Source organism: Dyella sp. 01N448 (genome assembly GCF_056399225.1).
The window spans coordinates 95,150-122,070 of the sequence record NZ_JBFTQX010000009.1; the positions used below are offsets into that span (position 1 = coordinate 95,150).

At 64.7% G+C, this 26,921-nt stretch carries 29 protein-coding genes and 1 tRNA gene; 11 read left to right on the forward strand and 19 right to left on the reverse strand.

Going from position 1 to position 26,921, the window contains the following annotated elements:
- The first annotated feature begins 34 nt into the window (after positions 1-34).
- On the forward strand, positions 35-430 hold the full coding sequence (locus AC1DKY_RS15805) for a DUF5362 domain-containing protein (RefSeq protein ID WP_441604697.1): 396 nt from the start codon (positions 35-37) through the stop codon (positions 428-430).
- 48 nt (positions 431-478) lie between these two features.
- On the opposite strand, the gene hppD is transcribed toward AC1DKY_RS15805, so the two are convergent.
- Entirely contained in the window at positions 479-1,576 is a 1,098-nt protein-coding gene (hppD, locus tag AC1DKY_RS15810; RefSeq protein ID WP_441604698.1) for a 4-hydroxyphenylpyruvate dioxygenase, read from the reverse strand.
- Between the two features lie 82 nt (positions 1,577-1,658).
- Here hppD and AC1DKY_RS15815 point away from each other — a divergent pair, with 82 nt between their 5' ends.
- Positions 1,659-2,147 (forward strand): MarR family winged helix-turn-helix transcriptional regulator, encoded by a 489-nt coding sequence (locus AC1DKY_RS15815; RefSeq protein WP_046972790.1) that lies wholly within the window; start codon positions 1,659-1,661, stop codon positions 2,145-2,147.
- Positions 2,148-2,190: 43 nt separating this feature from the next.
- Here AC1DKY_RS15815 and AC1DKY_RS15820 read toward each other — a convergent pair whose 3' ends face one another.
- The 3 genes from AC1DKY_RS15820 to AC1DKY_RS15830 all read right to left on the reverse strand — a co-directional run bounded on the left by AC1DKY_RS15820 (position 2,191) and on the right by AC1DKY_RS15830 (position 6,311).
- Positions 2,191-3,696: a peptide MFS transporter gene (locus tag AC1DKY_RS15820; protein WP_441604699.1), complete on the reverse strand. Its 1,506-nt coding sequence runs from the start codon at positions 3,694-3,696 to the stop codon at positions 2,191-2,193.
- 175 nt (positions 3,697-3,871) lie between these two features.
- Positions 3,872-5,380, reverse strand: coding sequence for a peptide MFS transporter (locus tag AC1DKY_RS15825; RefSeq protein WP_441604700.1), 1,509 nt, complete (start codon positions 5,378-5,380; stop codon positions 3,872-3,874).
- A gap of 82 nt (positions 5,381-5,462) precedes the next feature.
- Positions 5,463-6,311: a tryptophan 2,3-dioxygenase gene (locus AC1DKY_RS15830; protein ID WP_441604701.1), complete on the reverse strand. Its 849-nt coding sequence runs from the start codon at positions 6,309-6,311 to the stop codon at positions 5,463-5,465.
- 210 nt (positions 6,312-6,521) lie between these two features.
- Here AC1DKY_RS15830 and pdhA point away from each other — a divergent pair, with 210 nt between their 5' ends.
- The 4 genes from pdhA (at position 6,522) to AC1DKY_RS15850 (ending at position 10,561) form a co-directional block, all read left to right on the forward strand.
- The gene (gene pdhA / locus AC1DKY_RS15835) at positions 6,522-7,607 is read left to right on the forward strand and encodes a pyruvate dehydrogenase (acetyl-transferring) E1 component subunit alpha (protein ID WP_204636063.1); all 1,086 of its coding nucleotides are present in this window, start codon (positions 6,522-6,524) and stop codon (positions 7,605-7,607) included.
- A gap of 3 nt (positions 7,608-7,610) precedes the next feature.
- Complete coding sequence (locus AC1DKY_RS15840) at positions 7,611-8,591, forward strand: alpha-ketoacid dehydrogenase subunit beta (RefSeq protein ID WP_441604702.1); 981 nt, start codon at positions 7,611-7,613, stop codon at positions 8,589-8,591.
- A 75-nt stretch (positions 8,592-8,666) separates the two neighbouring features.
- A complete protein-coding gene (locus tag AC1DKY_RS15845; RefSeq protein WP_441604703.1) occupies positions 8,667-10,055 on the forward strand; it encodes a dihydrolipoamide acetyltransferase family protein in 1,389 nt (462 codons plus the stop codon).
- A gap of 122 nt (positions 10,056-10,177) precedes the next feature.
- Positions 10,178-10,561 carry a VOC family protein gene (locus AC1DKY_RS15850; RefSeq protein ID WP_441604704.1) on the forward strand — a complete coding sequence of 128 codons (384 nt, stop codon included), beginning with the start codon at positions 10,178-10,180 and terminating at the stop codon, positions 10,559-10,561.
- 232 nt (positions 10,562-10,793) lie between these two features.
- Here the strand turns inward: AC1DKY_RS15850 and AC1DKY_RS15855 are convergent, their stop codons facing one another.
- From AC1DKY_RS15855 to AC1DKY_RS15895, 9 genes are all read right to left on the reverse strand, one after another.
- Positions 10,794-11,435: a DUF6348 family protein gene (locus tag AC1DKY_RS15855; protein ID WP_441604705.1), complete on the reverse strand. Its 642-nt coding sequence runs from the start codon at positions 11,433-11,435 to the stop codon at positions 10,794-10,796.
- Between the two features lie 14 nt (positions 11,436-11,449).
- Positions 11,450-11,776 (reverse strand): hypothetical protein, encoded by a 327-nt coding sequence (locus tag AC1DKY_RS15860; protein WP_121877849.1) that lies wholly within the window; start codon positions 11,774-11,776, stop codon positions 11,450-11,452.
- 31 nt (positions 11,777-11,807) lie between these two features.
- The gene (locus AC1DKY_RS15865) at positions 11,808-13,175 is read right to left on the reverse strand and encodes a tryptophan--tRNA ligase (RefSeq protein WP_441604706.1); all 1,368 of its coding nucleotides are present in this window, start codon (positions 13,173-13,175) and stop codon (positions 11,808-11,810) included.
- 34 nt (positions 13,176-13,209) lie between these two features.
- Positions 13,210-14,124 (reverse strand): arginase, encoded by a 915-nt coding sequence (gene rocF / locus AC1DKY_RS15870; protein ID WP_441604707.1) that lies wholly within the window; start codon positions 14,122-14,124, stop codon positions 13,210-13,212.
- Positions 14,125-14,160: 36 nt separating this feature from the next.
- Positions 14,161-14,541, reverse strand: a complete 381-nt coding sequence (locus AC1DKY_RS15875) for a rhodanese-like domain-containing protein (protein WP_441604708.1) — start codon at positions 14,539-14,541, stop codon at positions 14,161-14,163.
- 17 nt (positions 14,542-14,558) lie between these two features.
- Positions 14,559-14,634 (reverse strand) — tRNA-Thr (locus AC1DKY_RS15880).
- Between the two features lie 46 nt (positions 14,635-14,680).
- On the reverse strand, positions 14,681-15,421 hold the full coding sequence (locus AC1DKY_RS15885; protein ID WP_441604709.1) for an SPOR domain-containing protein: 741 nt from the start codon (positions 15,419-15,421) through the stop codon (positions 14,681-14,683).
- A gap of 38 nt (positions 15,422-15,459) precedes the next feature.
- The gene (locus AC1DKY_RS15890; RefSeq protein ID WP_441604710.1) at positions 15,460-16,218 is read right to left on the reverse strand and encodes a type III pantothenate kinase; all 759 of its coding nucleotides are present in this window, start codon (positions 16,216-16,218) and stop codon (positions 15,460-15,462) included.
- On the reverse strand, positions 16,215-17,183 hold the full coding sequence (locus tag AC1DKY_RS15895; protein WP_441604711.1) for a biotin--[acetyl-CoA-carboxylase] ligase: 969 nt from the start codon (positions 17,181-17,183) through the stop codon (positions 16,215-16,217). The genes AC1DKY_RS15890 and AC1DKY_RS15895 overlap by 4 nt, the downstream gene beginning before the upstream one ends.
- A gap of 247 nt (positions 17,184-17,430) precedes the next feature.
- Between AC1DKY_RS15895 and AC1DKY_RS15900 the strand changes: the two genes are divergently transcribed.
- Both AC1DKY_RS15900 and AC1DKY_RS15905 read left to right on the forward strand, forming a co-directional pair.
- The gene (locus AC1DKY_RS15900) at positions 17,431-17,739 is read left to right on the forward strand and encodes a hypothetical protein (protein WP_441604712.1); all 309 of its coding nucleotides are present in this window, start codon (positions 17,431-17,433) and stop codon (positions 17,737-17,739) included.
- Between the two features lie 11 nt (positions 17,740-17,750).
- Positions 17,751-18,518 carry a M90 family metallopeptidase gene (locus AC1DKY_RS15905; RefSeq protein WP_441604713.1) on the forward strand — a complete coding sequence of 256 codons (768 nt, stop codon included), beginning with the start codon at positions 17,751-17,753 and terminating at the stop codon, positions 18,516-18,518.
- A gap of 690 nt (positions 18,519-19,208) precedes the next feature.
- On the opposite strand, the gene AC1DKY_RS15910 is transcribed toward AC1DKY_RS15905, so the two are convergent.
- The 4 genes from AC1DKY_RS15910 to dusA form a co-directional block, all read right to left on the reverse strand.
- Positions 19,209-20,627, reverse strand: coding sequence for an ATP-binding protein (locus AC1DKY_RS15910; protein WP_441604714.1), 1,419 nt, complete (start codon positions 20,625-20,627; stop codon positions 19,209-19,211).
- Positions 20,593-21,285 carry a response regulator transcription factor gene (locus tag AC1DKY_RS15915; RefSeq protein ID WP_046971280.1) on the reverse strand — a complete coding sequence of 231 codons (693 nt, stop codon included), beginning with the start codon at positions 21,283-21,285 and terminating at the stop codon, positions 20,593-20,595. The genes AC1DKY_RS15910 and AC1DKY_RS15915 overlap by 35 nt, the downstream gene beginning before the upstream one ends.
- The gene (locus AC1DKY_RS15920; protein ID WP_441604715.1) at positions 21,285-21,518 is read right to left on the reverse strand and encodes a PepSY domain-containing protein; all 234 of its coding nucleotides are present in this window, start codon (positions 21,516-21,518) and stop codon (positions 21,285-21,287) included. The genes AC1DKY_RS15915 and AC1DKY_RS15920 overlap by 1 nt, the downstream gene beginning before the upstream one ends.
- A 184-nt stretch (positions 21,519-21,702) precedes the next feature.
- Entirely contained in the window at positions 21,703-22,707 is a 1,005-nt protein-coding gene (dusA, locus tag AC1DKY_RS15925) for a tRNA dihydrouridine(20/20a) synthase DusA (RefSeq protein ID WP_441604716.1), read from the reverse strand.
- A gap of 271 nt (positions 22,708-22,978) precedes the next feature.
- Here dusA and AC1DKY_RS15930 point away from each other — a divergent pair, with 271 nt between their 5' ends.
- Positions 22,979-23,755, forward strand: a complete 777-nt coding sequence (locus AC1DKY_RS15930) for a ferredoxin--NADP reductase (RefSeq protein ID WP_441604717.1) — start codon at positions 22,979-22,981, stop codon at positions 23,753-23,755.
- Positions 23,756-23,885: 130 nt separating this feature from the next.
- Here the strand turns inward: AC1DKY_RS15930 and AC1DKY_RS15935 are convergent, their stop codons facing one another.
- Positions 23,886-24,488: a short chain dehydrogenase gene (locus tag AC1DKY_RS15935; protein ID WP_441604718.1), complete on the reverse strand. Its 603-nt coding sequence runs from the start codon at positions 24,486-24,488 to the stop codon at positions 23,886-23,888.
- A 116-nt stretch (positions 24,489-24,604) separates the two neighbouring features.
- On the opposite strand from AC1DKY_RS15935, the gene AC1DKY_RS15940 reads away from it, so the two are divergent.
- Positions 24,605-25,504, forward strand: a complete 900-nt coding sequence (locus tag AC1DKY_RS15940; RefSeq protein WP_441604719.1) for a LysR family transcriptional regulator — start codon at positions 24,605-24,607, stop codon at positions 25,502-25,504.
- Positions 25,505-25,595: 91 nt separating this feature from the next.
- Here AC1DKY_RS15940 and AC1DKY_RS15945 read toward each other — a convergent pair whose 3' ends face one another.
- On the reverse strand, positions 25,596-26,339 hold the full coding sequence (locus AC1DKY_RS15945) for a protein kinase family protein (RefSeq protein WP_441604720.1): 744 nt from the start codon (positions 26,337-26,339) through the stop codon (positions 25,596-25,598).
- Between the two features lie 13 nt (positions 26,340-26,352).
- Here AC1DKY_RS15945 and AC1DKY_RS15950 point away from each other — a divergent pair, with 13 nt between their 5' ends.
- Positions 26,353-26,835 carry a DUF456 domain-containing protein gene (locus AC1DKY_RS15950; protein WP_441604764.1) on the forward strand — a complete coding sequence of 161 codons (483 nt, stop codon included), beginning with the start codon at positions 26,353-26,355 and terminating at the stop codon, positions 26,833-26,835.
- Positions 26,836-26,921 lie beyond the last annotated feature (86 nt).

The following is a 26,921-nucleotide window of genomic DNA, read 5'->3' on the forward strand; positions in this document are numbered from 1 at the left end:
GTTCATTCACTGCAATGACACTCAAGGAAACCGCATGTCCGACTCGTACTCCTCGCTGGGCCAAGCTACCGGGAATCCCTCGATCCAGGACCTCAGCCAACCGCTTGCTTCAGGCAAGGGATGGATGAAGTTCGTCGGCATCGTCTTCATCATCCAGGGCGCCCTCACCGCCATAACCCTGGTCGGCATCATCATCGCCTGGCTGCCGATCTGGATCGGCGTGCTGGTGATGCAGTCGGCCGGGGCGATCGAGCGTGCCCAGCTCAGCGGCGATGCCGTCGCCCTGAAAGAAGCACTTGCCAAGCTGCGTACTTACTTCGTGATCCAGGGCGTGCTGATTCTGGTCGGCATCATCCTGTGGGTGCTTGCGATGTTCTTTTACGGCGCCGTGTTCCTCACCATGCTGCACGGCGGCGGCTCCTGGCGCTGAACCGGCGGCACCAAGGCCGCCCTCCATGGGCGGCCTTGTGGCCAAGTCTTACAGGAAGCCGCGCTTCATCTGGTCGCGTTCGATCGACTCGAACAGCGCCTGGAAGTTGCCTTCGCCAAAGCCCTCGTTGCCCTTGCGCTGGATGATCTCAAAGAAGATCGGGCCGATGTTGTTCTGCGTGAAGATCTGCAGCAGCTTGCGCTGCTTGGTCTCCACGTCGGCATCGATCAGGATCTTGTTCTTGGCCAGGCGCGGCACGTCCTCGCCGTGGTTGGGGATGCGCATGTCGATCACGTCGAAATACGTATCCGGCGTGTCGAGGAATTCCACGCCCGTCGCGCGCATCGCTTCCACCGTCTCGTAGATATTGTCGGTGAACAGGGCGATGTGCTGGATGCCCTCGCCGTGGTACGCGTCGAGGTATTCGTTGATCTGCGACTTCGGATCGCTCGACTCGTTGAGCGGAATGCGCACGATGCCGTCCGGCGCGGTCATGGCCTTGGACACGAGACCCGTCTTGGCGCCCTTGATGTCGAAGTAGCGGATCTCGCGGAAGTTGAACAGGCGCTCGTAGTAATCGGACCACTTCTGCATGTTGCCGAAGTAGAGGTTGTGCGTCAGGTGATCGATGAAGGTGAGGCCAAAACCCTTCGGGTGCTGCTCGGCGCCGGCGATCGGCTCGTAGTCGCCGTCGTAGATGCTGCCCTTGTCGCCGTAACGGTCGATCAGATACAGCATGCAATCGCCGATGCCCTTCACGGCGGGCGCGTTCACGGCCTTGGTGGCTTCGGCCTTCTGGTTGACCGCTTCGCCGCCGTTGCCGAGCACCACGCCGAGCACGTCCTTGGACGGCTTCTGGAAGCGGATGGCGAAACCGGCCGCGCATGGACCATGGGCCTGGGCGAATTCGGCGGCGTAGGATTCGGGGTCTTCGTTGACCAGCAGGTTCACGCCGCCCTGGCGGTAGACCGTGATCGGGCGCGACTTGTGCTTGAGCACGGCGCTGAAACCCATCTTCTTGAACAAGGTGTGCAGCTCGTGGCCGCGACCGGCTGGCGCGGCGAATTCGACGAATTCAAACCCATCGATACCCATGGGGTTTTCGAAGGTGGTGACCTGCATGCCAAGATTGGGCTGCGCGCTCATGGGGCTCTCCGGGTGGATGGCTGCTCAATGGCCTACGTCCAAGCGTGCGACCATTCTCATAAGCCCTACGTTATAGTTACATATGAAACCATTTGCAAGGAGCGCCGCAGCAGTGCCCGACGAACATCACCCCGACCACGCACCGCTGGAGCTGGAACATTTCCTGCCCTACCGGCTCTCCATCCTGTCCAACGCGGTCAGCCAGGCCATTGCCGACGACTATCAGCGCCGCTTCGACCTGAGCATGACGGAGTGGCGCGTGATGGCGGTGCTGGCACGTTTCGACGGCCTGTCCGCGCGGGAGGTGGCCGAGCGCACCCTGATGGACAAGGTGGCCGTGAGCCGCGCCCTGTCCAAGCTGGTGGAAACCGGCTGGGTCACCCGCGCCATCCACGACGGCGACAAGCGCCGCTCCGTGCTGGGCCTGAGCGAGGCCGGCTGGGCCATTCACGAAGTCGTAGCGCCGATGGCCCGCGAACATGAGCGCAACCTGCTGTCCAAGCTGGACGACGAGGAGCGCAGCTGGCTGGTGCGCATCCTGGACAAGCTGCAGGCGATCGAGCCGAAGTGACCGCTCAGGGGCGAGTGAAAGGGCGCACGCTGCTCCTTCGCCCCTACTTCACCCCGTGCATCAACCGATTGATCAACGGCGCGATCACGAACAGCAGCACGCCGGCACCCGCCAGCAGATAGAAGCTGAAGGTGAAGCCGCTGAGCGCCGAGGCCACGGTCATGCCGCTCTCGCCGCTGATATGGCCGGCGAACAAGCCGGACAAGTTGTTGCCGATCGCGGTGGAAAGGAACCAGCCACCCATCGCCAAGCCCACCAGCCGCGTTGGGGCGAGTTTCGTGGTCATCGACAAGCCGATTGGCGACAGGCATAGCTCGCCCGCCGTCTGCAGCACATAGCAAAGCGCCAGCGGCCAGAACGGAATCATGCCGTCGCTGCTGACCAGCTCATCCAGCGCATACATCAGCACCACGAAGCCCAGCGCATTGCCGAGCAGACCCAGGCCGAATTTGCGCGGAATCGAGGGCTCGATGCGCCGCTTGTCCAGAAAGCCCCAGGCCACCGACACGATCGGCGCCAGCACCACGATGGCCACCGGATTGACCGACTGGAACCAGCCCACCGGGAACTCCCAGCCGCCGAACATCTGGCGATCCACGATGTTCTGCGCAAGGAAATTGAACGAGCTGCCGGCCTGCTCGAAGAACATCCAGAACAGCACGTTGAAGGCAAAGATGATCAGCATGGCGATCACGCGCTGCACCTGCACGTGACCATTGCGCACCGCCTCGATCACCAGCATCACGCCCACGCCGACGAACAGCGCAGTAAGCAGCCACTGCAGCACCACGGCGCCGGCCTTGGCCATCAGCAGGTAGAACACCGGGATCGCCACCAGCATGCCCAGCGACACGTAGACCACGCGCATGCGGTTGGCCTGGTCGGGTGCGGGACGGCCCACGCCCTTCAATTGGCGGCGACCGATCCAGAACCACAGCAGGCTGATCAGCATGCCCACGCCGGAGGCACCGAACACCAGCTTGTAGTTCTGCTGCATCGGGGTCTCGGTGAAGTGGCTGGCCAGCCAGCCGGTGAGCAGCGGCGCGATCAGCGCACCCCCGTTGATGCCCATGTAGAACAGCGTGAAACCGCGGTCGCGGCGCGAATCGCCCTGCGCGTAGAGCTGCCCCACCATCGAGGAAATGTTCGGCTTGAACAGGCCATTGCCGACGATGATCGTGGCCAGACCCACCAGGAAGATCTGCTCATTGGGCAACATGATCATGAACAGACCCACCGCCATCACGCTGGCGCCCAGCAGGATGGAGCGCTGGTAGCCGATGATCTTGTCCGCCACGTAGCCGCCGAACACGGCGGTGGCATACACCAGCGCCAGATAGGCGCCGTAGGTGCGGCTGGCGAAGGCCTGGCCGGAAGCATCGCCGTTGAAGAACGCCGCCACGATGTACAGCGTGAGCGCCCAGCGGATGCCATAGAACGCAAAGCGCTCCCAGAACTCCGTCATGAACAGCATCCACAGCGGGCGTGGGTGACCGAGGGTCTGCGGGTAGTCAGGCACCGTCGAGGCGCTGGTTGTGTTCGTACTCATGTGCTGCCGTCATCCGTCGTAATTTCTTGCGCAACGACTTCTAACCGGGACACGTAACGCCCGTCAAATGCACTGCACCAAAAAGCGAGGAGTGAGTTGAGAGGAGTGAGAAGTGAGAGAAAGCCGCAGACCAAGCTCTACTCTCACTTCTCACTCCTCTCCCCTTACTCCTGCTTCATCGCACCCTGTGCATCAGGCGATTGATCAGCGGCGAGATCAGCAAGAGGAAGACGCCTGCGCCTGCCAGCAGCCAGAAGCTGAAGGTGAAACCCGCCAGCGCAGACGCGGCCGTCATGCCACTTTCGCCACTGATGCGCCCGGCCAACAGGCCCGACAAGTTGCCACCCACCGCCAGCGACAGGAACCAGCCGCCCATGGCCAGACCCACCAGGCGCGGCGGCGCCAGCTTGGTCACCATCGACAGGCCGATCGGCGACAGACACAGCTCACCGATGGTCTGCAGCACATAGCAGGCCGTCAGCGGCCAGAACGGGATCAATCCCTTGCTGTTGACCGAATAGGTGAGCGCATACATCAGCGCGGTGAAGCCCAGGCCGTTGAACAACAAGCCGAGGCCGAACTTGCGCGGAATCGACGGCTCCTTGTGGCGTCGCGCCAGGAACGACCACACCTGGGTCACCAGCGGTGCCAGCACGATGATGGCTAATGGGCTCACCGACTGGAACCAGCCCACCGGGAACACCCAGCCGCCGAACATTTCGCGATCGACCATGTTGGCCGCGAGGAAGTTGAACGAGGTGCCGAGCTGGAAATAGAACATCCAGAACAGGATGTTGAACGCAAAGATGATCAGCATCGCGTACACGCGATGCAGCTGCACGCGGTCGTGGCGCATCGCCTCCACGATCAACATCGCCGCCACGCCAATGAACAGCAGGCCCAGCAGCCACTGCAGGCCATTGGCGCCGACAAAGGCCAGCAGCAGATAAACCAGCGGCACCGCCACCACGATGCCCAGCAGCACCCATAGGACACGCATGCGGCTGGCCGCTTCTGGCGCCGGACGACCCACCCCGTGCAGCCCGCGGCGACCAAACCAGAACCAGAACAGGCTCAGCACCATGCCCACGCCGGCCGCGCCGAACACGATCCGGTAGTTCTCCTGCATCGGCGTGTCGGAGAAATAGCTCGCCAGCCAGCCGGTGAGCAGCGGCGCCAGCAACGCGCCGCCGTTGATGCCCATGTAGAACAGAGTGAAACCACGGTCGCGGCGTTCGTCCGTCGGGCCATAGAGCTGCCCGACCATCGAGGAAATATTCGGTTTGAACAGGCCGTTGCCCACCACGACCATCGCCAGGCCAAACAGGAACAGGTCCTTGCTTGGCAGCATCACGACGAACAGGCCCAGCGCCATGACCGCCGCGCCGATCAGGATCGAGCGCTGGTAGCCGATGATCTTGTCCGCCACGTAGCCGCCAAAAATGCTCGAGGCGTAGATCAGCGCCGTATAAGCTCCGTAAATTTTGCTGGCCCACGCTTCGCCGGACGCATCGCCGTGATAAAAATGCGCCACGATGTACAAGGCCAGGGCCCAGCTGACGCTGTAAAACGCGAAGCGTTCCCAGAACTCCGTCATGAACAACATCCATAGCGGACGCGGATGCCCCAGCGTCTGCGGAAAATCAGGCGCCGACGCGTGCGCGGTCTCAGTGGTGTTGCTCATGCATGCCCCTTTGCAAACGAAACGGCGCTGCACGCGCCGTCAGTAGTTATCGAATGATGAATGTCGAAGATGACACGCACGATCAGGTGCCCAGTTCGGTGCGCACGTCCAGCAACTCCGGGAAAAACTCCAGGTCCAGCGCCTTTTTCAGGAAGGACACGCCGGAGGAACCACCGGTACCGCGCCGGTGTCCGATGATCCGCTCCACCGTTTTCATATGGCGGAAACGCCAAAGCTGGAAACTCTCTTCCACATCCACCAGCTGTTCGCACATGTGGTATTCGGGCCAGAACGTTGCACGGTTTTCGTAAATGCGCTTGAGCACGGGCAACAGGCCGTCATGCCGCTGATAAGGCTGGGACCAGTCGCGTTGCGTCAGCTCGCCCGGCACGTCGTGGCCGCGCCGCGCCAGATAGCCGAGGAATTCGTCGTACAGGCTGGGCGCTTCCAGCACGGCGCGCAGCGTGTCCTGCGCCGCAGGATCGTACGCAAACACCTGCAGCATCTGCGCGTTCTTGTTGCCGAGCAGGAATTCGATCTGCCGGTACTGCAGCGACTGGAAACCCGAGGAAGGCCCGAGCACACCGCGAAATTCCAGGTACTCGGCGGGGGTAAGCGTTTCCAGCACACCCCATTGCTCGAACAGCTGGCGCTGCACCTGTTTCACGCGCGCCAGGATCTTCAGGCATGGATCGATCTCATCGCGGCGCAGGTGCGCCACGGCGGCCTTCAGCTCGTGAATGATCAATTTCATCCACAGCTCGGCCACCTGGTGCTGCACGATGAACAGCATTTCGTCGTGGTGCGCCGGCTGGCTCAGCGGTTGCTGGGCCGACAGCAGGGTGTCCAGCCGCAGGTAGCCGCCATAGGTCAGTCGACCATTCAGGTCGAGTTCGATACCGGCCTCGAGGTCGCGCTGATTCTCGGTCATGGCCTTCCCTGTAACGGAAAAGCGTCATGGTAACCGGTGTTTGGGCCCACCCCGTACCACCCCGCATGCTGCACCGTGCCTTGCAGCGCAACATGCCCCCCTGTAATCATTTCCGTCTTGCTCAGGGCTTTACGTCCGCTGCTGGCCCCACTGGATGGGCCGCCGACGCCCGGCACCCCACTTTCTCATTACTCACTCCGGGAGCGAGTCGTGTCTATCGCCGCCAAGTTTGAAATCGAATACCTCCAGTATCTCGATGCTGAAGGCAAGCAGGTCCGTGACGATCTGCCTGAATTCGCCAAGGATCTCGACCACATGGTCGAGCTGTACAAGCTGATGCTGTCGACCCGCGTGTTCGACGCCAAGTCGGTCGCCCTGCAGCGCACCGGCAAGCTGGGCACCTATGCCAGCTGCCTGGGTCACGAAGCAGCGCATGTGGGCATCGGCAGCGCCATGAAGCCCGAAGACGTGCTGGCCCCCAGCTACCGCGAATACGGCGCGCAGCTGTATCGCGGCGTGCAGCCGCGCGAGGTCTACATGTACTGGGGCGGCGACGAGCGCGGCAACGACTACCAGAAAGAACCGGCCCGCCACGACTTTGCCTGGTCGGTGCCGATCGCCACGCAGTGCCTGCATGCCGCCGGTTCCGCGCTGGCGTTCAAGATCCGCAACGAGAAGCGCGTGGCCGTGTGCACCATCGGTGACGGTGGTTCGTCCAAGGGTGACTTCTACGGCGCCATCAATATCACCGGCGCGCAGAACCTGCCGATGGTGGCGGTGATCGTGAACAACCAGTGGGCCATTTCGGTGCCGCGCAAGATCCAGTCCGGCGCACCGACGCTGGCGCAGAAGGGTATCGCGGCCGGCCTGTTCTCCATCCAAGTCGACGGCAACGACATCATCGCCGTGCGCAAGGCGATGGAAGACGCGCTGGACCGTGCACGCAACGGCCAGGGTGGTTCGGTGATCGAGGCGGTGACCTATCGCCTGTCCGATCACACCACCGCCGACGATGCGCGCCGTTACCGTGGCGAGCAGGAAGTGAAGGACGCCTGGGCGAAGGAGCCGATGAAGCGCCTGCGCAACTGGCTGGTAGCCAAGGGCGTGTGGGACGACGCCAAGGAAGAAGCCTGGAAGGCGGAATGCGACGACTGGATGGACAACGAGGTGAACGCGTACCTCGAGACCAAGACCCAGCCGGTCACGGCGATGTTCGACTACACCTTCGCCGAAGTCCCCGCCGATCTCGCCAAGCAGCGCGATCTCGCCATCCAGCTCGACAAGAAGGCCCATTAAGTCATGGCACAGATCACCCTTATCGAAGCCGTCACCCAGGCACTCGCCTATGAAATGGCCCACGACGAGAGCGTCATGGTGCTGGGCGAAGACGTGGGCGTGAACGGTGGCGTGTTCCGCGCCACCCAGGGCCTGCAGGAAAAGTTCGGCGAACTGCGCGTGCTCGACACGCCGCTGGACGAAACCACCATTGCCGGCGTCACCGTGGGCCTCGCTGCCCAGGGCATGAAGCCAGTCGCCGAAGCGCAGTTCGAAGGCTTCATCTACCCGATGATGGAGCAGATCGCCTGTCACGCCGCGCGCATGCGCAACCGCACGCGCGGCCGCATCACCGTGCCGGCCGTGTGGCGCGCACCGTGGGGCGGCGGCATTCGCGCGCCGGAGCATCATTCGGAAGCGAACGAGCACCTGTTCACCAATATCCCGGGCCTGCGCGTGGTGATGCCGTCGTCGCCGGCGCGTGCCTATGGCCTGCTGCTCGCCGCGATCCGCGATCCGGATCCGGTGATGTTCTTCGAGCCCAAGCGCATCTACCGCCAGTACAAGGAAGAAGTGCCCGATGACGGCGAAGCCTTGCCGTTGGACGTGTGCTTCGTGCTGCGCGACGGCACCGACGTCACCCTCGTCTCGTGGGGCGCACAGGTGAAGGAAGCGCTGGAAGCCGCCGATGCGCTGGCTGAGGAAGGCATCAGCGCCGAAGTCATCGACGTGGCCACGCTGACCCCGCTGGACTTCGACACGATCGCCGAATCGGTGCAGAAGACCGGCCGCTGCGTGATCGTGCACGAAGCCCCGAAAACCGCGGGTTTCGGCGCCGAAATCGCCGCACGCCTAGCCGAGGAATGCATGTACGACCTGCTCGCGCCGGTCGAACGCGTCAGCGGCTACGACACCCACATCCCGCTGTTCCGCCTGGAAATGAAGTACATGCCGAGTGCCGAGCGCGTGGTGGAAGCCGCCAAGCGCGCACTGGCTGCCAGCTAAGAACATGCCCTTCGATGTCCCGGCCATGCCGGGCATCGCACAATGAACACTCCGCCTGACCACGGAATCAATCTCATGGCCGACATCAAGACTTTCTATCTGCCCGACCTCGGCGAAGGCCTGCCCGACGCCACCATCGTCGAGTGGCACGTGAAGGAAGGCGACACCATCAAGCTCGACGCACCGCTGTGCTCGATGGAAACCGCCAAAGCCGTCGTCGACGTGCCTTCGCCGTACACCGGCAAGGTGACCAAGCTGCACGGCGCCGCAGGCGACATCATCGAAACCGGTTCGGCACTGGCCGAATTCGAGCCCGATCCGAACGCCAAGCAGCGTGCCGAGGCCGAGTCCACCGGCCACCACCACGGCCCCAAGAAGGGCACCGGCAGCGCCACGGCCGATACGCACAAGGTCGTTGCCTCCGATGAAGGCGGCGAGATCGACAGCGGCAATGGCAAAGCCGATCGCGAAGACGAAGGCACCGTGGTCGGTGCGATGGTCTCCGGCAGCCACGTGCACGTGGAGCAGGCCTCCAGCGTCGGCGGCGTCAAGGCCGTGCCGGCGGTGCGTGCGCTCGCCAAGAAGCTCAAGGTCGACCTCGCCCGCGTGCAGCCCTCGGGCGCCGACGGCGTGGTCACCATGCAGGATGTGAAGAACGCCGCCGCCAACGGCAGCGCCGCCCTGGGCGCCGCACCGGCTCGCAGCAGCGTGCCGGCTTCCGCCGGTCGTCACCTGGCCCCGCAGCTGCCGGAACCCGACGCTCCGCGCACCGCCACCTCGCTCGCCGGCAAGCCGGTGCGCACCGCGCCGCCGAGCGTGCAGGCCAGCGGCCAGCCCGAACAGCTCAAGGGCGTGCGCCGCAATATGGCGCGCGTGATGGCCGAAGCCCACGCCAACGTGGTGCCGACCACCCTGGTGGACGACGCCGACCTGCACGCATGGATCGGCAAGCAGGACATCACCGCCCGCCTGATCCGTTCGATCGTGGTTGCCTGCAAGACCGTGCCGGCGCTCAACGCCTGGTTCGACGGCAAGAACCTCACCCGCACGCTGCACCCGCATGTGGACATCGGCATCGCCGTGGACACCGAGGAAGGCCTGTTCGTGCCGGCCCTGCGCAATGCCGACGTGCTCGATGGCGCCGGCATCCGCGCGGCGATCAAGCGCCTGCGCACGTCGGTGGAAGACCGCACGATTCCCGCGTCGGAACTCAGCGGCTACACCATCAGCCTGTCGAACTTCGGCATGTTCGCCGGTCGCTACGCCACGCCGGTCGTTGTGCCGCCGTGCGTTGCCATCATCGGTGCGGGCAAGCTGAGCCACGACGTGGTGGCCGTGATGGGCGGCATCGAAGTGCATCGCCGCATGCCGATCTCGATCACCTTCGATCACCGCGCCGCCACCGGCGGTGAAGCGGCACGCTTCCTCAAGGCGCTGCTCGACGATTTGTCGCTGCCGAACTAAGGCAATCTAAGCGTACGAAGAGCCCCGGCCATGCCGGGGCTTTTTTTATGCGCGAAACGTTGACGGCCCCTGCACCCGGCCTCGCACTACGATCGATGGCCGCTCATCACGGGACCGCCGCCATGCATCACAGCCGACTGTGCACCATCGTGATCGACTGCAAGACGGACAACCTGGCCGATGCCGCCACCTTCTGGAGCCACGCCCTGGGCAAATCCATCGTCACCCTGGACGAGGATGGCGATGGCAAGTACGCCCGGCTTGCGTCCGCCGATGACGAGCCCATCATCCTGTTGCAACGCGTCGAGCACGACAACCGCGTGCATCTGGATATTGAAACGGACGATATCGAAGCCGAAGTGCAGCGCATGGAGAAGCTCGGCGCCACGCGGGTCCATTACGTGCCCGACCGCTGGTGGGTCATGCAGGCGCCGAGCGGGCATCGCTTCTGTGTGGTTCGCCCGCAGCGAGAGGAATTCGGGCCGCATCTCAATCGCTGGGGTTAGTGCCACCTAGAGCACCATGCCACACCTGTGGGAGCGCACCCTGTGCGCGACGCAGCGCCACGTCGCTTCCGCTCCGTWGGTTTGTCGCGCACAGGGTGCGCTCCCACAGAAAATCCAGACACCCTACCCTTGTAGGAGCGCACCTTGTGCGCGACCGCGGCGCGATGGCGTCTACGCTCCGTAGGATTGTCGCGCACAGGGTGCGCTCCCACAGAAGATCAGCGGTGGTGTTTCAGTAATCGCGAATATCCAGCGCCACAAACCCGCGCACGCTGTAACCCTTCTCCGCTGCAGGCCACGAGAGCGACGCCAACAGGCGATCGCCGGCCGGCCACGCGGCATTGTCGAGCAAGGCCTCGGCGGTAACCGCGCCATCGTCGCCACGACGATAGAACAGCCGCACCCAATGCAGCTCCGGGTTCAACGACTCGCTCTGCAACGCAGTGCGAAGCTGGGCGACCAAGCCGGCGGGCGGCTCCACGCCATCCTGACTCGACAGCCACGGCGCAACGAACACATCCCACGTACGGATACCAAAATCCCAACTCTGCAGCTGCATGCGCCGATCGTCGGTGACGTACCAGCACGCCGCCAGCAACACATGGAACACGCCATGCTCAAACGCGCGCAGCGCATCCAGGCAACCCGCTTCACCACCGCCAACGCCGGCGAAACTCTCTTCGATATGGCGATCCTCACTGATCACCACATCGACATCCAGACGGCCGGGTTCGCCCGCGGCGCCTTCGAACCAGCTGGCGCGCACGGCGGGGAAATCGCCGTCCGTCATCAGCCACTCTTCGTCGGGTTCCAGTTCGACGTCATGGCGTTCGAACAGGCGCAGTAGGTATCGCTGGAGGTCGGCGTCTTGCATGGTCGTTTCCTGCTTCAGTGCGCGTGAGGGCGCCATACGAGCTGGCGCACGATCAGCGCCAGCACCAATACCACGACGCATGCGCCGTAACCGTAGAGCGCCGGCAGCACCTGCTGCCAGATGGCGCCGCTGGAAGGGCCGTACTGGCCCACCGTGGGCACCGTCGCCGTATCGAACGCCGTGCTCGCACACTCCACCGCGGCGAACGCAGCGAGCAGCAAGGCCGCCACATCGAAGTATCGGCGCAGGCGCGTGCGCGGCAGGCTCTTGGGATAGGACCAGAACGCCCAGCCCAAGATCAGCAACCAGGGCGCGAGCATGAGGATGGCCAGATAACGCATACGTCAGTTCACTCCATGAAAGCCGAGCGCTTTATTCTTGCGCTGCCAGTTGGTCGAGCGCGCCGCGCAGGCGATCGAGCGCTTCGTCGCGTGCCTGCTCGCCGTCGTATGCCGGCGTGGCGCCGACCTGGTCGCCGTCGATTTCCAGCACCAGGGCCTGCGGCTGCACCTGCACCACGGCCGATACGCTGCCCAGTTCCTTGATGCGCTTCTGCATCGCGCCGGCTGCCTTGGGATCGGCAAACGAACGCGACAGCAGCAGCTCTTCGCCGTCGGCGGAGAACAGGCGGAAACGGAAACTGCCATCGGCATCGCGGAAGCTGGCGAAGCGCGCGGACTTGCCACCCTTAGCAGCAGTCGCCTTGGTGCCACCGGTGCCCGATGCCACCGCTGCACCCGAACGCAGGCCAATCGCATCACGCAGTTCTGCAATCTTGGGCGCAGCAATCGCACGCGCCTTCTTGGCGCCTTCCTGCAGGATCTCCTCGATCACCGCCGGGCGCGCCATCAAGGCGTTGTAGCTTTCTCGCATCGGCGCAACATCCACTTCCAGGCGCTCGAACAACACCTGCTTGGCCTCGCCCCAACCCAGTCCATCGACCAGTGCCTGGCGGAACGCGGTGGACTCGGCGTCGCTGGCGAAGGCGCGGAAGATGGTGAACAGCGAGGAGCTGTCCGGATCCTTCGCTTCGCCCGGCAGGCGCGAATCGGTGACGATGCGCATGATGGAATCGCGCAGATGCTTCTGCCCACCCGCGAACAGCGGAATGGTGTTGTCGTAACTCTTGGACATCTTGCGGCCATCGAGGCCGGGCAGCGTCGCCACCTGTTCCTCGATCACCACTTCGGGCAACGCGAAGAATTCGCGGCCGTAGATATGGTTGAAACGCTGAGCGATGTCGCGCGCCATTTCGATGTGCTGGATCTGGTCGCGGCCCACCGGCACCTTGTTCGCGTTGAACGCGAGGATGTCGGCCGCCATCAGCACCGGATACATGTACAGGCCGGCGGTGATGCCGGCATCGGCGTCCTCGCCGCTTTCCGTGTTCTTATCCACGGACGCCTTGTAAGCATGCGCGCGATTGAGCAAACCCTTCGCGGTGACGCAGGTGAGGAACCAGGTCAGCTCGGGTATTTCCGGAATATCGGACTGGCGATAAAACGTGACCTTCTGCGGATCCAGGCCCGCGGCCAGCCATGTGGCGGCAATTTCCAGGCGAGAACGCTCGATGCGCGCCGGATCGTCGCTCTTGATCAGCGCGTGGTAGTCGGCCATGAAGTAGAACGCATCCACGTCGTCGCGCCTGCTCGCGGCAACGGCCGGGCGGATCGCGCCGACGTAATTGCCCAGGTGGGGCGTGCCGGTGGTGGTGATGCCGGTGAGTACGCGGGTCTTCATGTGCTGGTTTCTTCGTATTGTTTGGTGTTGGCGATCAGCGGATCAGCGTGGACTTGCCGAACAGCGACTCCACCAGGTCCACGGCCAGGCGCGCGGTCTGGTTCTTCTTGTCGAAGGCGGGATTGAGTTCGACGATGTCCAACGAACTGACGCGGCCACTGTCCGCGATCATCTCCATGCACAGCTGTGCCTCGCGATAATTCGGGCCACCGCGCACGGTGGTGCCCACGCCCGGCGCGATGGTCGGGTCGAGGAAGTCCACGTCGAAGCTCACGTGCAGATGCGTGTTTTCGTCCACACCGGCGAGGGCTTCTTCCATCGTGCGCTTCATGCCCACTTCGTCGATGTGGCGCATGTCGAAGATGCTCACCTGCGACTCGCGCACGAGACGCTTTTCGCCCTCATCCACCGAACGGATGCCGATCTGGCGGAACGCCGCCGGAGAAGTAGCCGGCACATGGCCACCCATCTCGACCAATTCCTTCGGTCCATTGCCGCACAGGCAGGCCACCGGCATGCCGTGGATATTCCCCGACGGAGTGGCATCGGCCGTGTTGAAGTCGGCGTGCGCATCCAGCCACAGCACGCGCAGCGTCTTGCCCGTGTCGCGGCAATGACGCGCGATGGCGCTGATCGAACCGATCGCCAGGCAATGATCGCCACCCAGCATCACCGGCACGCGACCGGCGGTGAGTTCGGCGTAGATCGCCTCATGCACGGCCTGGTTCCAGGCCACCACTTCTGGCAGATGGCGATAGCCGTTCACCGGCGGCTGCCACGGATTGAGCGGTCCCTGCAGGTTGCCGCGATCGACCACTTCCAGCCCGCGCTTGGCCAGCCGGGCGGCGAGGTTTGCTACGCGCAGTGCTTCGGGTCCCATGGACGCGCCGCGATGCCCCGCGCCAATGTCCGTGGGAACGCCGATCAGGGAGAGTGCCTTGTTGACCATGAAAACCTGCAGTGTCAAAGCGGAATACGAGTCGTCCTAGTGTGCCAGAGGCAGACGACGTTGCCGCCATGTGTTCAAACTGCCGTCCAGCAGACGCACATGGGTATAGCCCAACGATGTAAGCGTTTCCTGCGCCCTGGCAGCGCGCTTCCCGGAGACGCAATACACCACGATCTCGCTGTCGCGGGGCACGCCGAGAACGCCGGCGCGGCTGGCCAACTGGTCGACGGGGATATTGAGTGCGCCTGCAATGTGGCCGTCGAGGTATTCGTCGGACCCGCGCACATCGACCAGCACCGGCGCCTGCCCGGCCTGCTGGCGTTGCAGCAGTTGCGAGGCGTTGATTGGCGCATCTGCCCCGATGGCGGTACCCATGCCCGCCAGCATCAGCAGTGCGGCCAGGTGGGCCTTGAGCATGCGGGAAACCCTCGATCTGGTGCCGGCAGCAGGAGTCGAACCCGCGACCTACTGATTACAAATCAGTTGCTCTACCAACTGAGCTATACCGGCGAAGAAGCGAAGTCTAACAGGCCCCCGCGGTGCAACGCCAAAGGCCTCAGAAGCAGCCGGTGCTATGCGAACCCACGCCGCGCACGCGATTGCGCCAGTCGGTGTGGCCGTTGTCGGCGATCACTACGTCCAGCCAGTACTCGGCCACGCTTTCGGTGCGTTCGGTCATCTGGGCCGGGAATCCGGCGGCGACCACTTGTTCGCGACGGCGGCGGGCGTTGGCGGGATCCTTGAACAGCCCCAGCGAAATCGTGTTGGACTGGTCACCGGCGCTGACCACGAAGTATTCGCCGACATTGGCCGCGGCCAGACGGCGGCCCAGCTCCAGCGCCTTGTCGCGGCTGCCACCGCCCGGCAGGTAGACCCACCACCCGGTGGTCTGCGTGGTTTGTTCCTGGCGCTGGCGCATGCGTGCCGCCTGACTGGTCAGCGCGCTGCGCGCGTTGCGCATGTCGGTTTGCGTGGCGAACGGGCCCAGGGCCATGCAGGTATAGGTGTTGGGTCGCGATGGCGGCGGCGGCGCGGGCGCGGGGGGCTGCGCCACCGGCGCGGCATTGGACGTCGGGCCTGCTGCGGTCGCCGCTGTCGCGGCGCCAATGGTCGTTGTCGGCGACGCCGGTGCCGGTGCGCTCGAGGGCGCCGGCGGGCGCTCGCTCAGCAGGTGCAGTTCGGGCACGCCGGCATCGGTGGCGCTGCGGCCGTGCACGTCGTCCTGGCCCAGCAACAGCCACGCGCCTACCGCAATATTGAGTGCGATCAGCAGGACAAAGAGCAGGCGCAGGAACATCGATGATCCGTCAGGCAAGCGGCGGGAGAGCTGGCATTCTAGGGAGCCTGCTCGATGGGTGAATGTGCGTCGGACCACACGGATAGTCCGCGCAGCACACTGTCCTGACTCAGCCGCGCCGGATGGGCGATCAATGGCGCCAGCGCCTCGGCATCGCCGCCCCCCAGGATCAGCTGCGGGGAACCGCCCAGCGATGCGGACATATGCGCGACGAAACGTTCCACCAGCGCCGCAGCAGCCTGCCAGCAACCCGATGCCACGGCATCGGGCGTGTTGTCGGCCACCTCCAGCACCTGGCCGGGGCGGTCGACCAGCACGCGCGCGGTCGCGCCCAGCAGCGACTGCTGCATCAACTGCGGTCCCGGCGCGATCAAGCCGCCGAGGTGGCGGCCATCGGCGTCGAGTGCATCGAGGGTCAGCGCGGTACCCACGCCAGCCATCACACACGGGGCCAACCCTTCGGCGCGAGCGGCCACCATGCCGAGGAAGCGGTCCACGCCCAAGCGGCCTGGTTCGGCATAGGCGTTGCGCACGCCACAGGCTTCCGCCGGCGTGCGCAGCCAGGTCGTGGTCCGCGCAAAACTGGTCGACACCACGGCGGCAATCTGCGCTTCGCGAGCGCCATCCACCACCGAAGCGCCGAATACATCGCCGGGTATCGACAGCTGCCGCCATGCCTCATGCAGCACCAGCGCAACGTCCTCGTTCCATGCGACGGCGCCCTGCTCGCGCCATTGCGTGCCCTCGCGCAGCGCCCACTTCAGGCGCGTGTTGCCCAGATCGAGCAGGAGCCTCATGCGCGACGCACCGTGACGTCGGCGCTGTCGATGCGATGCAGGCCATCCTCGGCCTGCAGCAGCAAGGCGCCGCGCGCATCCACGCCGGCGCCCACGCCTTCCAGCATGGCCTGCGGGCCTTGCACGCGCAGCGGCTTGCCACGCAGCAGGTCATGGCGTGCATATTCATCGACAAAGGCCGCAAAACCCTCTCGCTCGAACTGTTCGAGCCCTTCGGCCAACGCAGTCATCAGAGCCGCCGCCACGCGATTGCGATCCGGCGCCCGACCCGCCAGGGTGGCGAGATCATTCACGGGCTGACCCGCCTGTTCGTGCAGGGCCGCGGTGAGGCGCACGTTCAAACCCACGCCGACGATAGCCGCGCATGGCCCCTGATATTCGCCGCCGAGTTCGACCAGGATGCCGGCGAGCTTGCCGCCGTCGCTGAGCACATCGTTGGGCCATTTCAAGCCGGCGCCTTCGATGCCCAAGGAAGCGAGCGTACGCATCACGATGACGCCGACCGCCAGCGACAGTCCCGACAGCGCGGCAAAACCGCCATCGAAGCGCTTGAGGCAGGACAGATACACATTGAGGCCCGGCGGCGACAGCCATGACCGGCCGCGACGGCCGCGTCCGGCGGTCTGGGTTTCCGCCAGCACCATGCTCAGGTCGGGCAGATCGGCCTGGCGGCGCTGGATCTCACTGGAGGTCGAGTCGATCTCCCAATGCAGCTCCAGCGTGCCCAGGCGTTTGCCCAGCCTGGCAGGCAGCAAGTCACGCAGCGTGGGCAGGTTCAACAACTGCACCGGCCAGGGCAGGCAATAACCAGCCGTGCCGCGCGACTCCACCGGAACGCCGCGTGCACGCAACGCCTCGACCTGTTTCCAGATGGCTGCCCGGGTCACCCCTGTGCGCTCGGCCAGCTGGGCGCCCGACACCATGCCGCCGTCCGCCAAGGCCACGAGCAAGTCCTGTGGCTGCATCAGGCGGCATCCCGCGCCGATCGACCGCGTTGGCGGCGTCCGTGGCGAGCTGGGGACGGGATCAGGGAGCGTGACATCCAGCGATTCTAGCCTGCCGAGCCTGCCCTACGCCGCTCGCCACACCGCTCGGGGTCCGTGACTTCTGGGACTCGCAAGCCTTGCACGAGGGTTACGCAGGCACTGGTATCACCGCGATTTTTCTGCCAGCATCAAGCTCTTCGATTGCGGATCAAGGGGTTGAGCCGCCATGGGTGTCGCGAAGTTCTTGTTTGGCTGTGTTCTATGCGTCGGCGGCGTCAGTGCTGCATCGGCCATGGATGCGGACGGCCAGGATCTGAGCTCGATGCAGCGCACCGTGGACACCGGCTCCGGCAGTCACGACGGCGCGAGCGGCAGCGGGGGCGATGCCCTGGGTCTGTCGCGCGAGGCCAACACCGCCCCTGCCGCTTCTTCTTCGTCCAGCGACAACTGCCCCACCACGGCCCCGGCGCGTGCGCCGCGCAGCCGCCAGAACCACATCGGCTGGCAGTCCTTGTTGCCGGGCTCCATCCAGTAACGACCCAACTCGTGTCGGCTGCCTGGTGGCGGCGCTTACGCGCCTATGTCACGCCTCCCCCGCTTGCTGACGAACCCTGGCGCATCGCGCTGCAGGGTTGTCCGCTGGCTCAACGTCTCGATCACGCGCGTCAGAACGAATTGCGTCGACTCGTTGGTGTGTTCCTCGCACGCAAGCGCTTCCATCCTCTGGGCGGTGTCGAACTGTCTGACGCCGATTGCGCCTTGATCGCCATGCAAGCCTGCGTGCCCGTGCTACGCCAAGGCCCGCGCAACCTGCGCGGCTGGCGAGACATCCTGGTGTATCCCGGCGAGTTCCGCGTCAAGCGCAGCCATCACGACGACCGCAGTGGCGTGGTCACCGAAAGCGAGGACGTACTGATCGGCGAAGCCTGGGAACACGGCCCGCTGGTGTTGTCGCTCGCCGACGTGCAGCTCGACCTCGCCCATCCGTGGGACGGCTATAACGTGGTCGTGCACGAGATCGCCCACAAGCTCGACATGCTCGACGGGCCGCCTGATGGCGTGCCGCTGCTGCCTGCGAACATTCCACGACGACAATGGATTGTTGCGTTCCAGCGCGCGTTTGATTTGTTGTCAAATGACGTGGCGCGTGGACGGGACACCTTGATTGATCCGTACGCTGCCGAAAGTCCGGACGAATTTTTTGCCGTGGTGAGTGAGTTGCATTGGTCGCAGCCGTCGGTGCTGCGTCGGGCGGATGCTGCTGTCGCCGGATTGCTTGAGGCGTATTACGGGCCGTCGCCTGCGCCAGGTTGATGCTGCGTAAAAGCGGCCATCCGCAGCACATCACTGTGGGAGCGCACCCTGTGCGCGACTAGCCTACGGAGAGATACATCCCAGCGCTGCGGTCGCGCACAAGTGCGCTCCTACAAGGGTTACGCAGGTTCGTGGGTTGAGGATCAATCTTGCCGGTCGGCTCTTCTGTGGGAGCGCACCCTGTGCGCGACGAACCTACGGAGCGGTACACCCCTGCGTGGCCGTCGCGCACAGGGTGCGCTCCCACAGACAAGCCAAGCGCCAGGCGCGGCATCAAGTGCGCCATCTGTGACCCACAGCCGATGCGCAGCGAGGCCCCGCTTTAAGTCCTCAGCGATTCGGGCGCGTTGCGCAGCGCATTGAGGTATCCGCTGTGTACCCTCGGAGGTTGTCCCACAACGACGCGCCTCAAGCGTTCGGGCTTATCCCAACACGATGCTGCGGGCGTTATCAGGCCATTCTCTTTGGGTTACTTTCGACGCGAAGCTAGTCCCGAGGGATCTCTTGGGCCAGCAAGAGAAAAGTGACTCGAGCGGCGGCAGCCGATCGAAACGCCCGCCGCGTCCCACAGGGACTAGCTTTGCGTCGTAGGCGGCACGCTGGCGGGATCGCGACAACCGAGCGGCACCGCTACTGGACCCCGGCCTACGCCGGGATCACGAGCAAAGACGGGGAAGATGGGGGCCAACCTCACCCCGGCGGAAACGTCACACTAAACCGCGCCCCATTGAACTCCGGCGACCGATCCACCACCAACTCGCCGCCATAAGCGCGAATAATGTCCTGCACGATCGACAAGCCAATCCCGTGCCCCTGCACGCGCTCATCACCGCGCACGCCACGCTGCAGCACCGCTTCGATCTTGTCGTCATTGATGCCCGGACCATCGTCCTCGACGCTCAACCACAAACCAGGACGCTGGCGACCCGCAACGGGACGCATCTTCACCACCAGCAACACCTGATGGCGCGCCCACTTGAACGCGTTCTCCAACAGATTGCCCATCAGTTCGAGCAGATCGCCCTGCTCGCCGTAGAACGCCGCGTTGTCGTCGATATCGAATTCGCACAACACGTTTTTGGCGGCGTAGACCTTCTCCAGACTCTGCACCAGATCTTCCGCGTGACCGGCAATGGGAATGGCGGTGGTAGCAAAGGTCTGGCGGCCGGAGGTGGCGGCGCGCGCAAGCTGGTAAGCGACCAGCTCATCCATGCGGCGTACTTGCTCGAGCACCGGATCGCGCAAGGCCGATTGGGCGATCGCGCTTTCCAGACTGGAGCGGATCACCGCCAACGGCGTCTTCAGGCTGTGCGCAAGATCAGCCAGCGTGTTGCGCGTACGCACGCGCTGTTCGCGCTCGCTGTCGATGAAGGCATTGATGCGTTCGGTAAGGCCGGTGAGTTCCAGCGGGTATTGATCGCCCAGGTGCTCGCGTTCGCCGCGCTCCACGCGCGACATCTCGTTGGCGACTTTGCGCAACGGCGTGAGGCTCCAGCGCAGCAACAGCATCTGCAGCAGGATCAGCATCACGCCCAGTGACGCCAGCCAGAACACCAGGCTTCGTCGGAACACCGCGTTGCGCCCTTCGAGCTGGTCCTCCGTCTGCGCCACCATGAAAGTGAGGTGCACCGATTTCTTCTCGGCGGTATCGAGCGCCACGCCGTAGATGTAGTAGTAGAGGCGCCCCATGCGCGTATCGACTGGGCCGACGAAGTGCTCTTCGCCGGGCGCGAGGGGATGCAGGAAGCCGAAGTCGCGACCAATGGCCGACGGCGATTCCCACTTGAAACCGTTGTCGCCGATGGCGACCGCGTAAAGGCCCGAGCCCGGTCGCGAGAAACTCGGATCGGGCGGCGTGTCGGGCAGCAGCACCTTGCCGGAGCGACCGACTTCGGTGCCCGCGAGGTAAGCCACGACAAAATTCTGCAGGCGATCCTGCAGCCCCTTCAGCGAACTGTCGGCTGCCGTGCGCGTGAGCGTAAGACCGACCACGCCCAGGAACGCAGCCAGCACAAATCCCGTCGCCAGCGCTGCGCGGCCCGCCAGTGAAAGCGGGCGGCGCGGCGGCGATGGATCATTCGTCTTCGCTTTCGCTGCGAGGGATGGCAAAGCGGTATCCGCGTCCACGTACCGTCTCGATGGGCTTGAGGTTGCCTTCCGGGTCCAGCTTCCTGCGCAGGCGGCCGATGAAGACCTCCAGCACGTTGGAATCGCGATCGAAATCCTGCTGGTAGATGTGCTCGGTGAGGTCGGCCTTGGAGACCAGCTCACCGGCGTGCAGCATCAGGTATTCGAGCACCTTGTATTCATAGCTGGTCAGGTCGACCGGTTTGCCTTCCACCGTCACGGTTTGGGCGGTCGTATCGAGCTTGATCGGGCCGCAGGCCAGGATGGGCTTGGACCAGCCGCTGGCGCGGCGCACCAGCGCGTTGATGCGCGCCAGCAGCTCTTCGACGTGGAACGGCTTGACCAGGTAGTCGTCGGCGCCGTGCTTGAGGCCTTCGACCTTGTCCTGCCAGCCGCCACGGGCGGTGAGGATCAGGATGGGGTAACGCTGGCCGGCTTCACGCAGCGACTTGATCAGGTCCATGCCCGACATCTTGGGCAGGCCCAAGTCGATGATGGCCAGATCGAAGGGCACTTCGCGTCCGAGGTACATGCCCTCTTCACCGTCCTGGGCCGCATCGACGGCAAAACCATCGCGCTTCAGGCGGGCGGCGAGGGTCTCGCGCAGGGGAGCCTCGTCCTCAACCAAAAGAATGCGCATCAGTGTTTCTCCTTGTTGCTTCCACCGTCACTGGACGGGTTCTTGGTCGAATCACTGGAAGCCGGCGCCTTGCTGGCCTCCGTGGTCACTGTCACCACGCGTACGTGCCCGGTGGGCGTCAGCACTTTCACGCGGTGTTCGAAGGAACTGCGGCCCCGCCGCACGGTACTGGCGGACAGTACCTTGCCGCCTGTTTCATGCTGCACCTGGGTCACCGCCTGCTCCAGCGACATGGATGGCTCCGTGGACTGTGCCGCCCAGGCAGCGGTGCCTGTCGACAGTGCCAGCAGCCATGCCAGGGGACGCAGGATTGTTTTCATTTTGTTAAACAAAGCCCGGGTAACGGCAGGGGACGGTATCCATCGGCGTTCAGACTATGGAATCGCGGCTGAATATAGGCCGGACGAACCTGAACGGTCACGCGGCGATGCGCGGTTGTGCGATGGCCTGCTCCATCAGCGACCAATCGGCCCCCGGCAGATGGGCGCCCTCGCTGAGCCGGCGGCGGAAGCCGCGGGCCCCGGGCTCGCCCTGGTACAGACCCAGCAGGTGGCGGCTGATGTGCTTGAGCGCCGTGCCGCGGGCCAGCTCGGCCTCGACGTAGGGCCGCAGGCGCAGCAGCACGTCCTCACGGGTCGGCATCGGCTCGTCGTAGAGCGCGGCCTCGACCTGGGCGAGCAGGTAGGGGTCGTGATAGGCCGCCCGCCCCAGCATCACGCCGTCGACCTGTTGCAGGTGGGCCTGCACCTGCTCGACCGAGGTGATGCCGCCGTTGATCACCACCACGAGGTCGGGAAATTCGCGCTTGAGGCGATACACGCGCTCATAGTCCAGCGGCGGGATCTCGCGGTTTTCCTTGGGGCTCAGGCCCTGCAGCCAGGCCTTGCGCGCATGCACCACCAGCACTTCCACGCCGGCGGCGATCATCGTCTCGGTGAAGTGCTGCAGGTCGGCGTAGTCGTCCTGGTCGTCCACGCCGATGCGGCATTTGACGGTGACCGGGATATCGACCGCATCGCGCATGGCCCTCACGCAATCGCCCACCAGGGCCGGCTCGCGCATCAGGCAGGCGCCGAAGCGGCCGGACTGCACGCGGTCGGACGGGCAACCGACGTTGAGGTTGATCTCGTCATAGCCCGCCTCAGCGCCGTAGCGCGCGGCAATGGCCAGCTCGGCCGGATCACTGCCGCCCAGTTGCAGGGCCACGGGGTGCTCCTGCTGGCTGTGTTCGAGCAGGCGCAGCTGTTTGCCGCGCACCAGGGCGGCGCTGGTCACCATCTCGGTATACAGGCGCGCATGCGGCGACAGCAGCCGGTGGAAATACCGGCAGTGGCGGTCCGTCCAGTCCATCATGGGCGCGACGGTGAGGCGCCAGTCGTCCTTCTGGATCGGCTGCCGCAAGGGAGAAATCGGGGCTGACATGGGGCCTATTGTACTTGCTCGGCCCGGCGGGTCGCGAAGGCCCTGCCCGTGCGGCCCGCTCGATGCGGCAGGTTGACGCAATAAACCGGGTCTCGCGACGCCCGGCAGCCTGAGCTGCCAGGACGCCATGGCATAATGGCGCCTTCGCTGCACCCCCAGGGCAGCACTCGTCAGGCGCAGCGGATTCCGCCTTCCCCACACGAGTCCAGTACCGGCCTGGCCGGTACCCTGCCCGCAGCTTCCCCAAGCTTTTTTTAGGACGGTACCGGCAATGGTGGCATTGGCGACGGAGCACGTGATCGACGTGCACCACTGGAACGACAGTCTCTTCAGCTTCCGCACCACGCGCGATCCGGGCTTCCGTTTCGACAGCGGCCAGTTCGTGATGATCGGCCTGGAAGTGGATGGCCGTCCGCTGATGCGCGCCTATTCGATCGCCAGCGCGAACTACGAGGAACACCTGGAGTTCTTCAGTATCAAGGTGGCCAATGGTCCGCTCACCTCGCGCCTGCAGCACCTCAAGCCGGGCGACCCGCTGATCGTCAGCCGCAAGCCGACCGGCACGCTGGTGCTCAACGACCTCAAGCCGGGCAGGCATCTGTATCTGCTGGGCACGGGCACGGGCCTGGCGCCGTTCATGAGCCTGGTGCGCGATCCGGAAACCTATGATCGCTACGAGAAGATCGTGATCGCGCACGGCGTGCGCAACGTCAACGATCTTGCCTACAAGGACTATCTCGAAACCGAGCTGCCGCAGCACGAATACCTCGGCGAACTGGTGCGCGAGAAATTGATCTACTACCCCACGGTGACGCGCGAAACGTTCCGCAACCAGGGACGCATCACCGACAACATCGTCGATGGGGCGATGAGCTCTGCGATTGGCCTGCCGCCGCTCGATCCGGCGACGGATCGCGTGATGCTGTGCGGTAGTCCCTCGATGCTGGACGACACCTGCGCGTTGCTGGATACGCGGGGTTTTCAGGTGTCGCCGCGTACGCGAGAGCCGGGCGATTATGTGATTGAGCGGGCGTTCGTCGAGAAATAAATCGCGCGGAACACCGCGGATTTTTTTGTGGGAGCGCACCCTGTGCGCGACGGGCGCTGCGTCGAGGTACAACGAAGCGCCGTCGCGCACAGGGTGCGCTCCCACAGTTTTCTTTCTCTCAGCGCTGCGTCTATTCCCAGATCTTGTAGACGCGGCCGGTCAACACGCCTTCCACGCTGCGTCGATACACCTGACCCACGCGTGCGCCGGGCACGGCCTCGAAGCCCGGGAAATACGGCCCATACGCTTCGAGCGCTTCGGTAAGCAAGGTGGCACTCACCGCATTGATGCGCAGACCACGCGGCAATTCCGTTGCAGCCGAACGCACGAAGCCTTCGATCGCCGCATTCACCGTGGTGGCGTTGGTGCCCAGCTTGATCGGCTCTTCGGCGGTGATGCCGCTGGTCAGCGTGAAGGAGCCACCGTCGCGCAGATGCGGGATGCCGGCGATCACCGCATTCACCTGCCCCATCAACTTGTCCTGCAGTCCGGACATGAATTGCGCGGGCGTTGTGTTCACAAGCTCGCCGAAATGCACGCTGCCGGCCGCGGTGACCACGGCATCGAGCTGACCTACCTCCGCGTACATCCGCTCGACGCTCGCCATGTCGGTGAGATCGACGCGTACATCGCCCGAGTGGCGCCCGGCGCGGATGAGTTCGTGGTGGGGCGCCAAGGCCCCTGCCACCGCCTGGCCGACGATGCCGCTGGCACCGACTAGAAGAATTCGCATGGTGAAGCCTCGTGGATGCGCCCCGGCGTGGGTCGCCAAGCCCCCAGTGTCCGCCGAGCCGCGGTCACAATAAACGTGCCATGATGCGACCCATTCCGAACCATGGGTTTTCAATCATGGATACGCTGGCAAGCATGGCGATGTTCGTGCGGGTGGTGGATACCGGCAGTTTCGCGGCAGCCGCGGAGGCCAGCGGGGTGTCGCCGACCATGGCCGGCAAGCACATCCGCGCGATCGAGCAACGGTTGGGCGCGCGCCTGCTCCATCGCACCACGCGCCGGCAACAGCTCACCGAGGTAGGCCGGCTCTATTACGAACGCTGCAAGCTGGTACTGGCCGATGTGGAACTGGCCGAGCGCAGCGCCCACGAATTGCAGGCCACGCCGCGCGGACGGCTCCGCATCACCGCACCGATGAGCTTCGGCAGCCGCAGGCTTACCCCAGCGCTCACCGATTACCTGCAACGCTATCCCGATGTCAGCGTGGAACTGTCGCTGGACAATCGCGTGTTCGACCTGGTCAGCGAAGGCTACGAGCTAGGCATCCGCATTGGCGCAGTCGATGACCCGCAGCTGGTCGCACGCCCCCTGCTGCCGTATCGCATGCTGTTGGCCGCGTCCCCTCAGTACCTCGCCAAGCACGGCAACCCGTCGCGTCCCGAGGAGCTTTCCAAACACACTTGCCTGGGCCTCACCAACTGGCGTCGTCGCGACCAGTGGCGTTTGCTCGGACCTGAGGGTGCGGAGTGCGATGTACCGGTGCAGGGGCGGCTATCGGTCGATCATGGCGATGCCTTGCGTGTCGCCGCCCTGCACGGCGCCGGCATCGTGCTGCAGCCCGAGGTATTGCTGGCGGACGATCTGGCCGAAGGAAGACTGATGGCGGTGCTGCCCGAATGGGCGCCGCCGTCGACGCCGATGCATCTGTTGTACGCGCAGGATCGCCGGCCGACGGCGAAGCTGCGCAGCATGATTGAGTTTTTGCTGGAGCGCTTCGGGGCGGAAGCTTCTGTGTAGGAGCGCACTTGTGCGCGACCGCCCCACGCAACGAAAACCCTGAGGCGCTGCGGTCGCGCACAAGTGCGCTCCTACAAAGGGCGAGGCACCTTCACTGGCGCACGCGGCCCTTACCTTCGTTGTCCCAGTATCCGAACACATGTCGCGCGATCAGTTTGTAGAGGCGCTTGCCAGTGGCACGCCATAGCAGCGCATGCGGAGCAGGTGTTTGCAGGATCAGCAGCTGCCGTGCGGTCAGCGCCTGCGCGCAATACGTACGCTTGTGCTTGAGCAGATGACGCAGGTCTTCGCGCGCCAATGCACGGAACAATGCCCCACGCTTGCCGCGCGTCCAGGCGAGCTGGAAATCCACCAGCGCAGGGCGGCCATCCACGCCCACCAGCCAGTTGGGCTCCTTGGCCGCATCGTTGTGCACGATGCCGCGCCGATGCAGGCGCGCCAGCAGTCGCAGTGCATCGCGGTAATACGCGCGGTCGCAAGGTTGCCCTTGTTGCATCGGTGCGCCGGCGATATAGCTGCGCAGAAGTTCTCGCCCGTTCCAGCCCAGCAGCGCAGGCACCCCCTCCACACCATCGAGCTTGATCAGCGCACGCGCTTCGCGTGCGGCGGCGCGGCGGGCGAAAGCGCGTGCCCACCAGCAGGCCGCGTGGACATCGCGGCGGATCACGCGCACGCCATGCCGCTCGATCATCTCGATGCGACCCAGTTCATCGGACTTGAGCAGCGCGTCGCCTGAGGTATCCACAGATGCTCCCTGCGGTGGCCGTGCACCATTGTCACCCAACGGCGTGATGCCGGCGGCATGGCCATGCCGATATGCTGGGTTCTCGAACATGGAGAACCTCATGCTGGAGATTGCACTCTACGTGCTGGCCGCCCTGCTGATGATCGGCGGCCTCGCCGGCAACATTCTGCCTGCCTTGCCCGGCATCCCGATGATCTTCGGCGGCATCTGGCTGGTGGCCGCGGTGGACCAGTATCGGCACCTGGGAACGTGGTGGCTGGTGGTCATCGGCGTCCTCGGCGCCATCGGCGTGGCGCTGGACTTTGTGGCTGCGTCGCTGGGCGCCAAACGGGTGGGCGCCAGCCCCAGAGCGATCTGGGGAGCCGGCATCGGTACCGTGGTGGGCATGTTCTTCGGCCTCGCCGGGCTCATAGTCGGTCCGTTCCTGGGCGCCCTGCTGGGCGAGCTGAGCTCGGGCACCAGCGTGCTGCGTTCGGCCCATGTGGGCGTGGCCACCTGGCTGGGGCTGCTGTTTGGCACCGTGGTGAAGCTGGTGATTTCCTTTGTGATGATCGGCTTGTTCGCGTTTGCCATGCTGTTTGGCTGAGCCCGGGGCCGGGGCTGGCCATTCGGCTAGCGCGACCTTCGGCACATGGCGCAGCGTACGCGCCGCCCTATAGGCTCGGGGGCACT

Bases quoted from the DNA above. Each gene is read 5' to 3' on its own strand.
- AC1DKY_RS15885 (WP_441604709.1), bottom strand. From the start codon at position 15,421: ATGTTCCTGCGCCTGCTCTTTGTCCTGCTGATCGCACTCAATATTGCG.
- AC1DKY_RS15820 (WP_441604699.1), bottom strand. From the start codon at position 3,696: ATGAGTACGAACACAACCAGCGCCTCGACGGTGCCTGACTACCCGCAG.
- AC1DKY_RS15840 (WP_441604702.1), top strand. From the start codon at position 7,611: ATGGCACAGATCACCCTTATCGAAGCCGTCACCCAGGCACTCGCCTAT.
- AC1DKY_RS15825 (WP_441604700.1), bottom strand. From the start codon at position 5,380: ATGAGCAACACCACTGAGACCGCGCACGCGTCGGCGCCTGATTTTCCG.
- AC1DKY_RS15945 (WP_441604720.1), bottom strand. From the start codon at position 26,339: ATGTTCGAGAACCCAGCATATCGGCATGGCCATGCCGCCGGCATCACG.
- AC1DKY_RS15895 (WP_441604711.1), bottom strand. From the start codon at position 17,183: ATGCAGCCACAGGACTTGCTCGTGGCCTTGGCGGACGGCGGCATGGTG.
- AC1DKY_RS15830 (WP_441604701.1), bottom strand. From the start codon at position 6,311: ATGACCGAGAATCAGCGCGACCTCGAGGCCGGTATCGAACTCGACCTG.
- AC1DKY_RS15940 (WP_441604719.1), top strand. From the start codon at position 24,605: ATGGATACGCTGGCAAGCATGGCGATGTTCGTGCGGGTGGTGGATACC.
- AC1DKY_RS15865 (WP_441604706.1), bottom strand. From the start codon at position 13,175: ATGAAGACCCGCGTACTCACCGGCATCACCACCACCGGCACGCCCCAC.
- AC1DKY_RS15850 (WP_441604704.1), top strand. From the start codon at position 10,178: ATGCATCACAGCCGACTGTGCACCATCGTGATCGACTGCAAGACGGAC.
- AC1DKY_RS15845 (WP_441604703.1), top strand. From the start codon at position 8,667: ATGGCCGACATCAAGACTTTCTATCTGCCCGACCTCGGCGAAGGCCTG.
- AC1DKY_RS15855 (WP_441604705.1), bottom strand. From the start codon at position 11,435: ATGCAAGACGCCGACCTCCAGCGATACCTACTGCGCCTGTTCGAACGC.
- AC1DKY_RS15875 (WP_441604708.1), bottom strand. From the start codon at position 14,541: ATGCTCAAGGCCCACCTGGCCGCACTGCTGATGCTGGCGGGCATGGGT.
- dusA (WP_441604716.1), bottom strand. From the start codon at position 22,707: ATGTCAGCCCCGATTTCTCCCTTGCGGCAGCCGATCCAGAAGGACGAC.
- AC1DKY_RS15935 (WP_441604718.1), bottom strand. From the start codon at position 24,488: ATGCGAATTCTTCTAGTCGGTGCCAGCGGCATCGTCGGCCAGGCGGTG.
- AC1DKY_RS15805 (WP_441604697.1), top strand. From the start codon at position 35: ATGTCCGACTCGTACTCCTCGCTGGGCCAAGCTACCGGGAATCCCTCG.
- AC1DKY_RS15915 (WP_046971280.1), bottom strand. From the start codon at position 21,285: ATGCGCATTCTTTTGGTTGAGGACGAGGCTCCCCTGCGCGAGACCCTC.
- hppD (WP_441604698.1), bottom strand. From the start codon at position 1,576: ATGAGCGCGCAGCCCAATCTTGGCATGCAGGTCACCACCTTCGAAAAC.
- AC1DKY_RS15900 (WP_441604712.1), top strand. From the start codon at position 17,431: ATGGGTGTCGCGAAGTTCTTGTTTGGCTGTGTTCTATGCGTCGGCGGC.
- AC1DKY_RS15860 (WP_121877849.1), bottom strand. From the start codon at position 11,776: ATGCGTTATCTGGCCATCCTCATGCTCGCGCCCTGGTTGCTGATCTTG.
- AC1DKY_RS15930 (WP_441604717.1), top strand. From the start codon at position 22,979: ATGGTGGCATTGGCGACGGAGCACGTGATCGACGTGCACCACTGGAAC.
- rocF (WP_441604707.1), bottom strand. From the start codon at position 14,124: ATGGTCAACAAGGCACTCTCCCTGATCGGCGTTCCCACGGACATTGGC.
- AC1DKY_RS15890 (WP_441604710.1), bottom strand. From the start codon at position 16,218: ATGAGGCTCCTGCTCGATCTGGGCAACACGCGCCTGAAGTGGGCGCTG.
- AC1DKY_RS15920 (WP_441604715.1), bottom strand. From the start codon at position 21,518: ATGTCGCTGGAGCAGGCGGTGACCCAGGTGCAGCATGAAACAGGCGGC.
- AC1DKY_RS15815 (WP_046972790.1), top strand. From the start codon at position 1,659: ATGAAACCATTTGCAAGGAGCGCCGCAGCAGTGCCCGACGAACATCAC.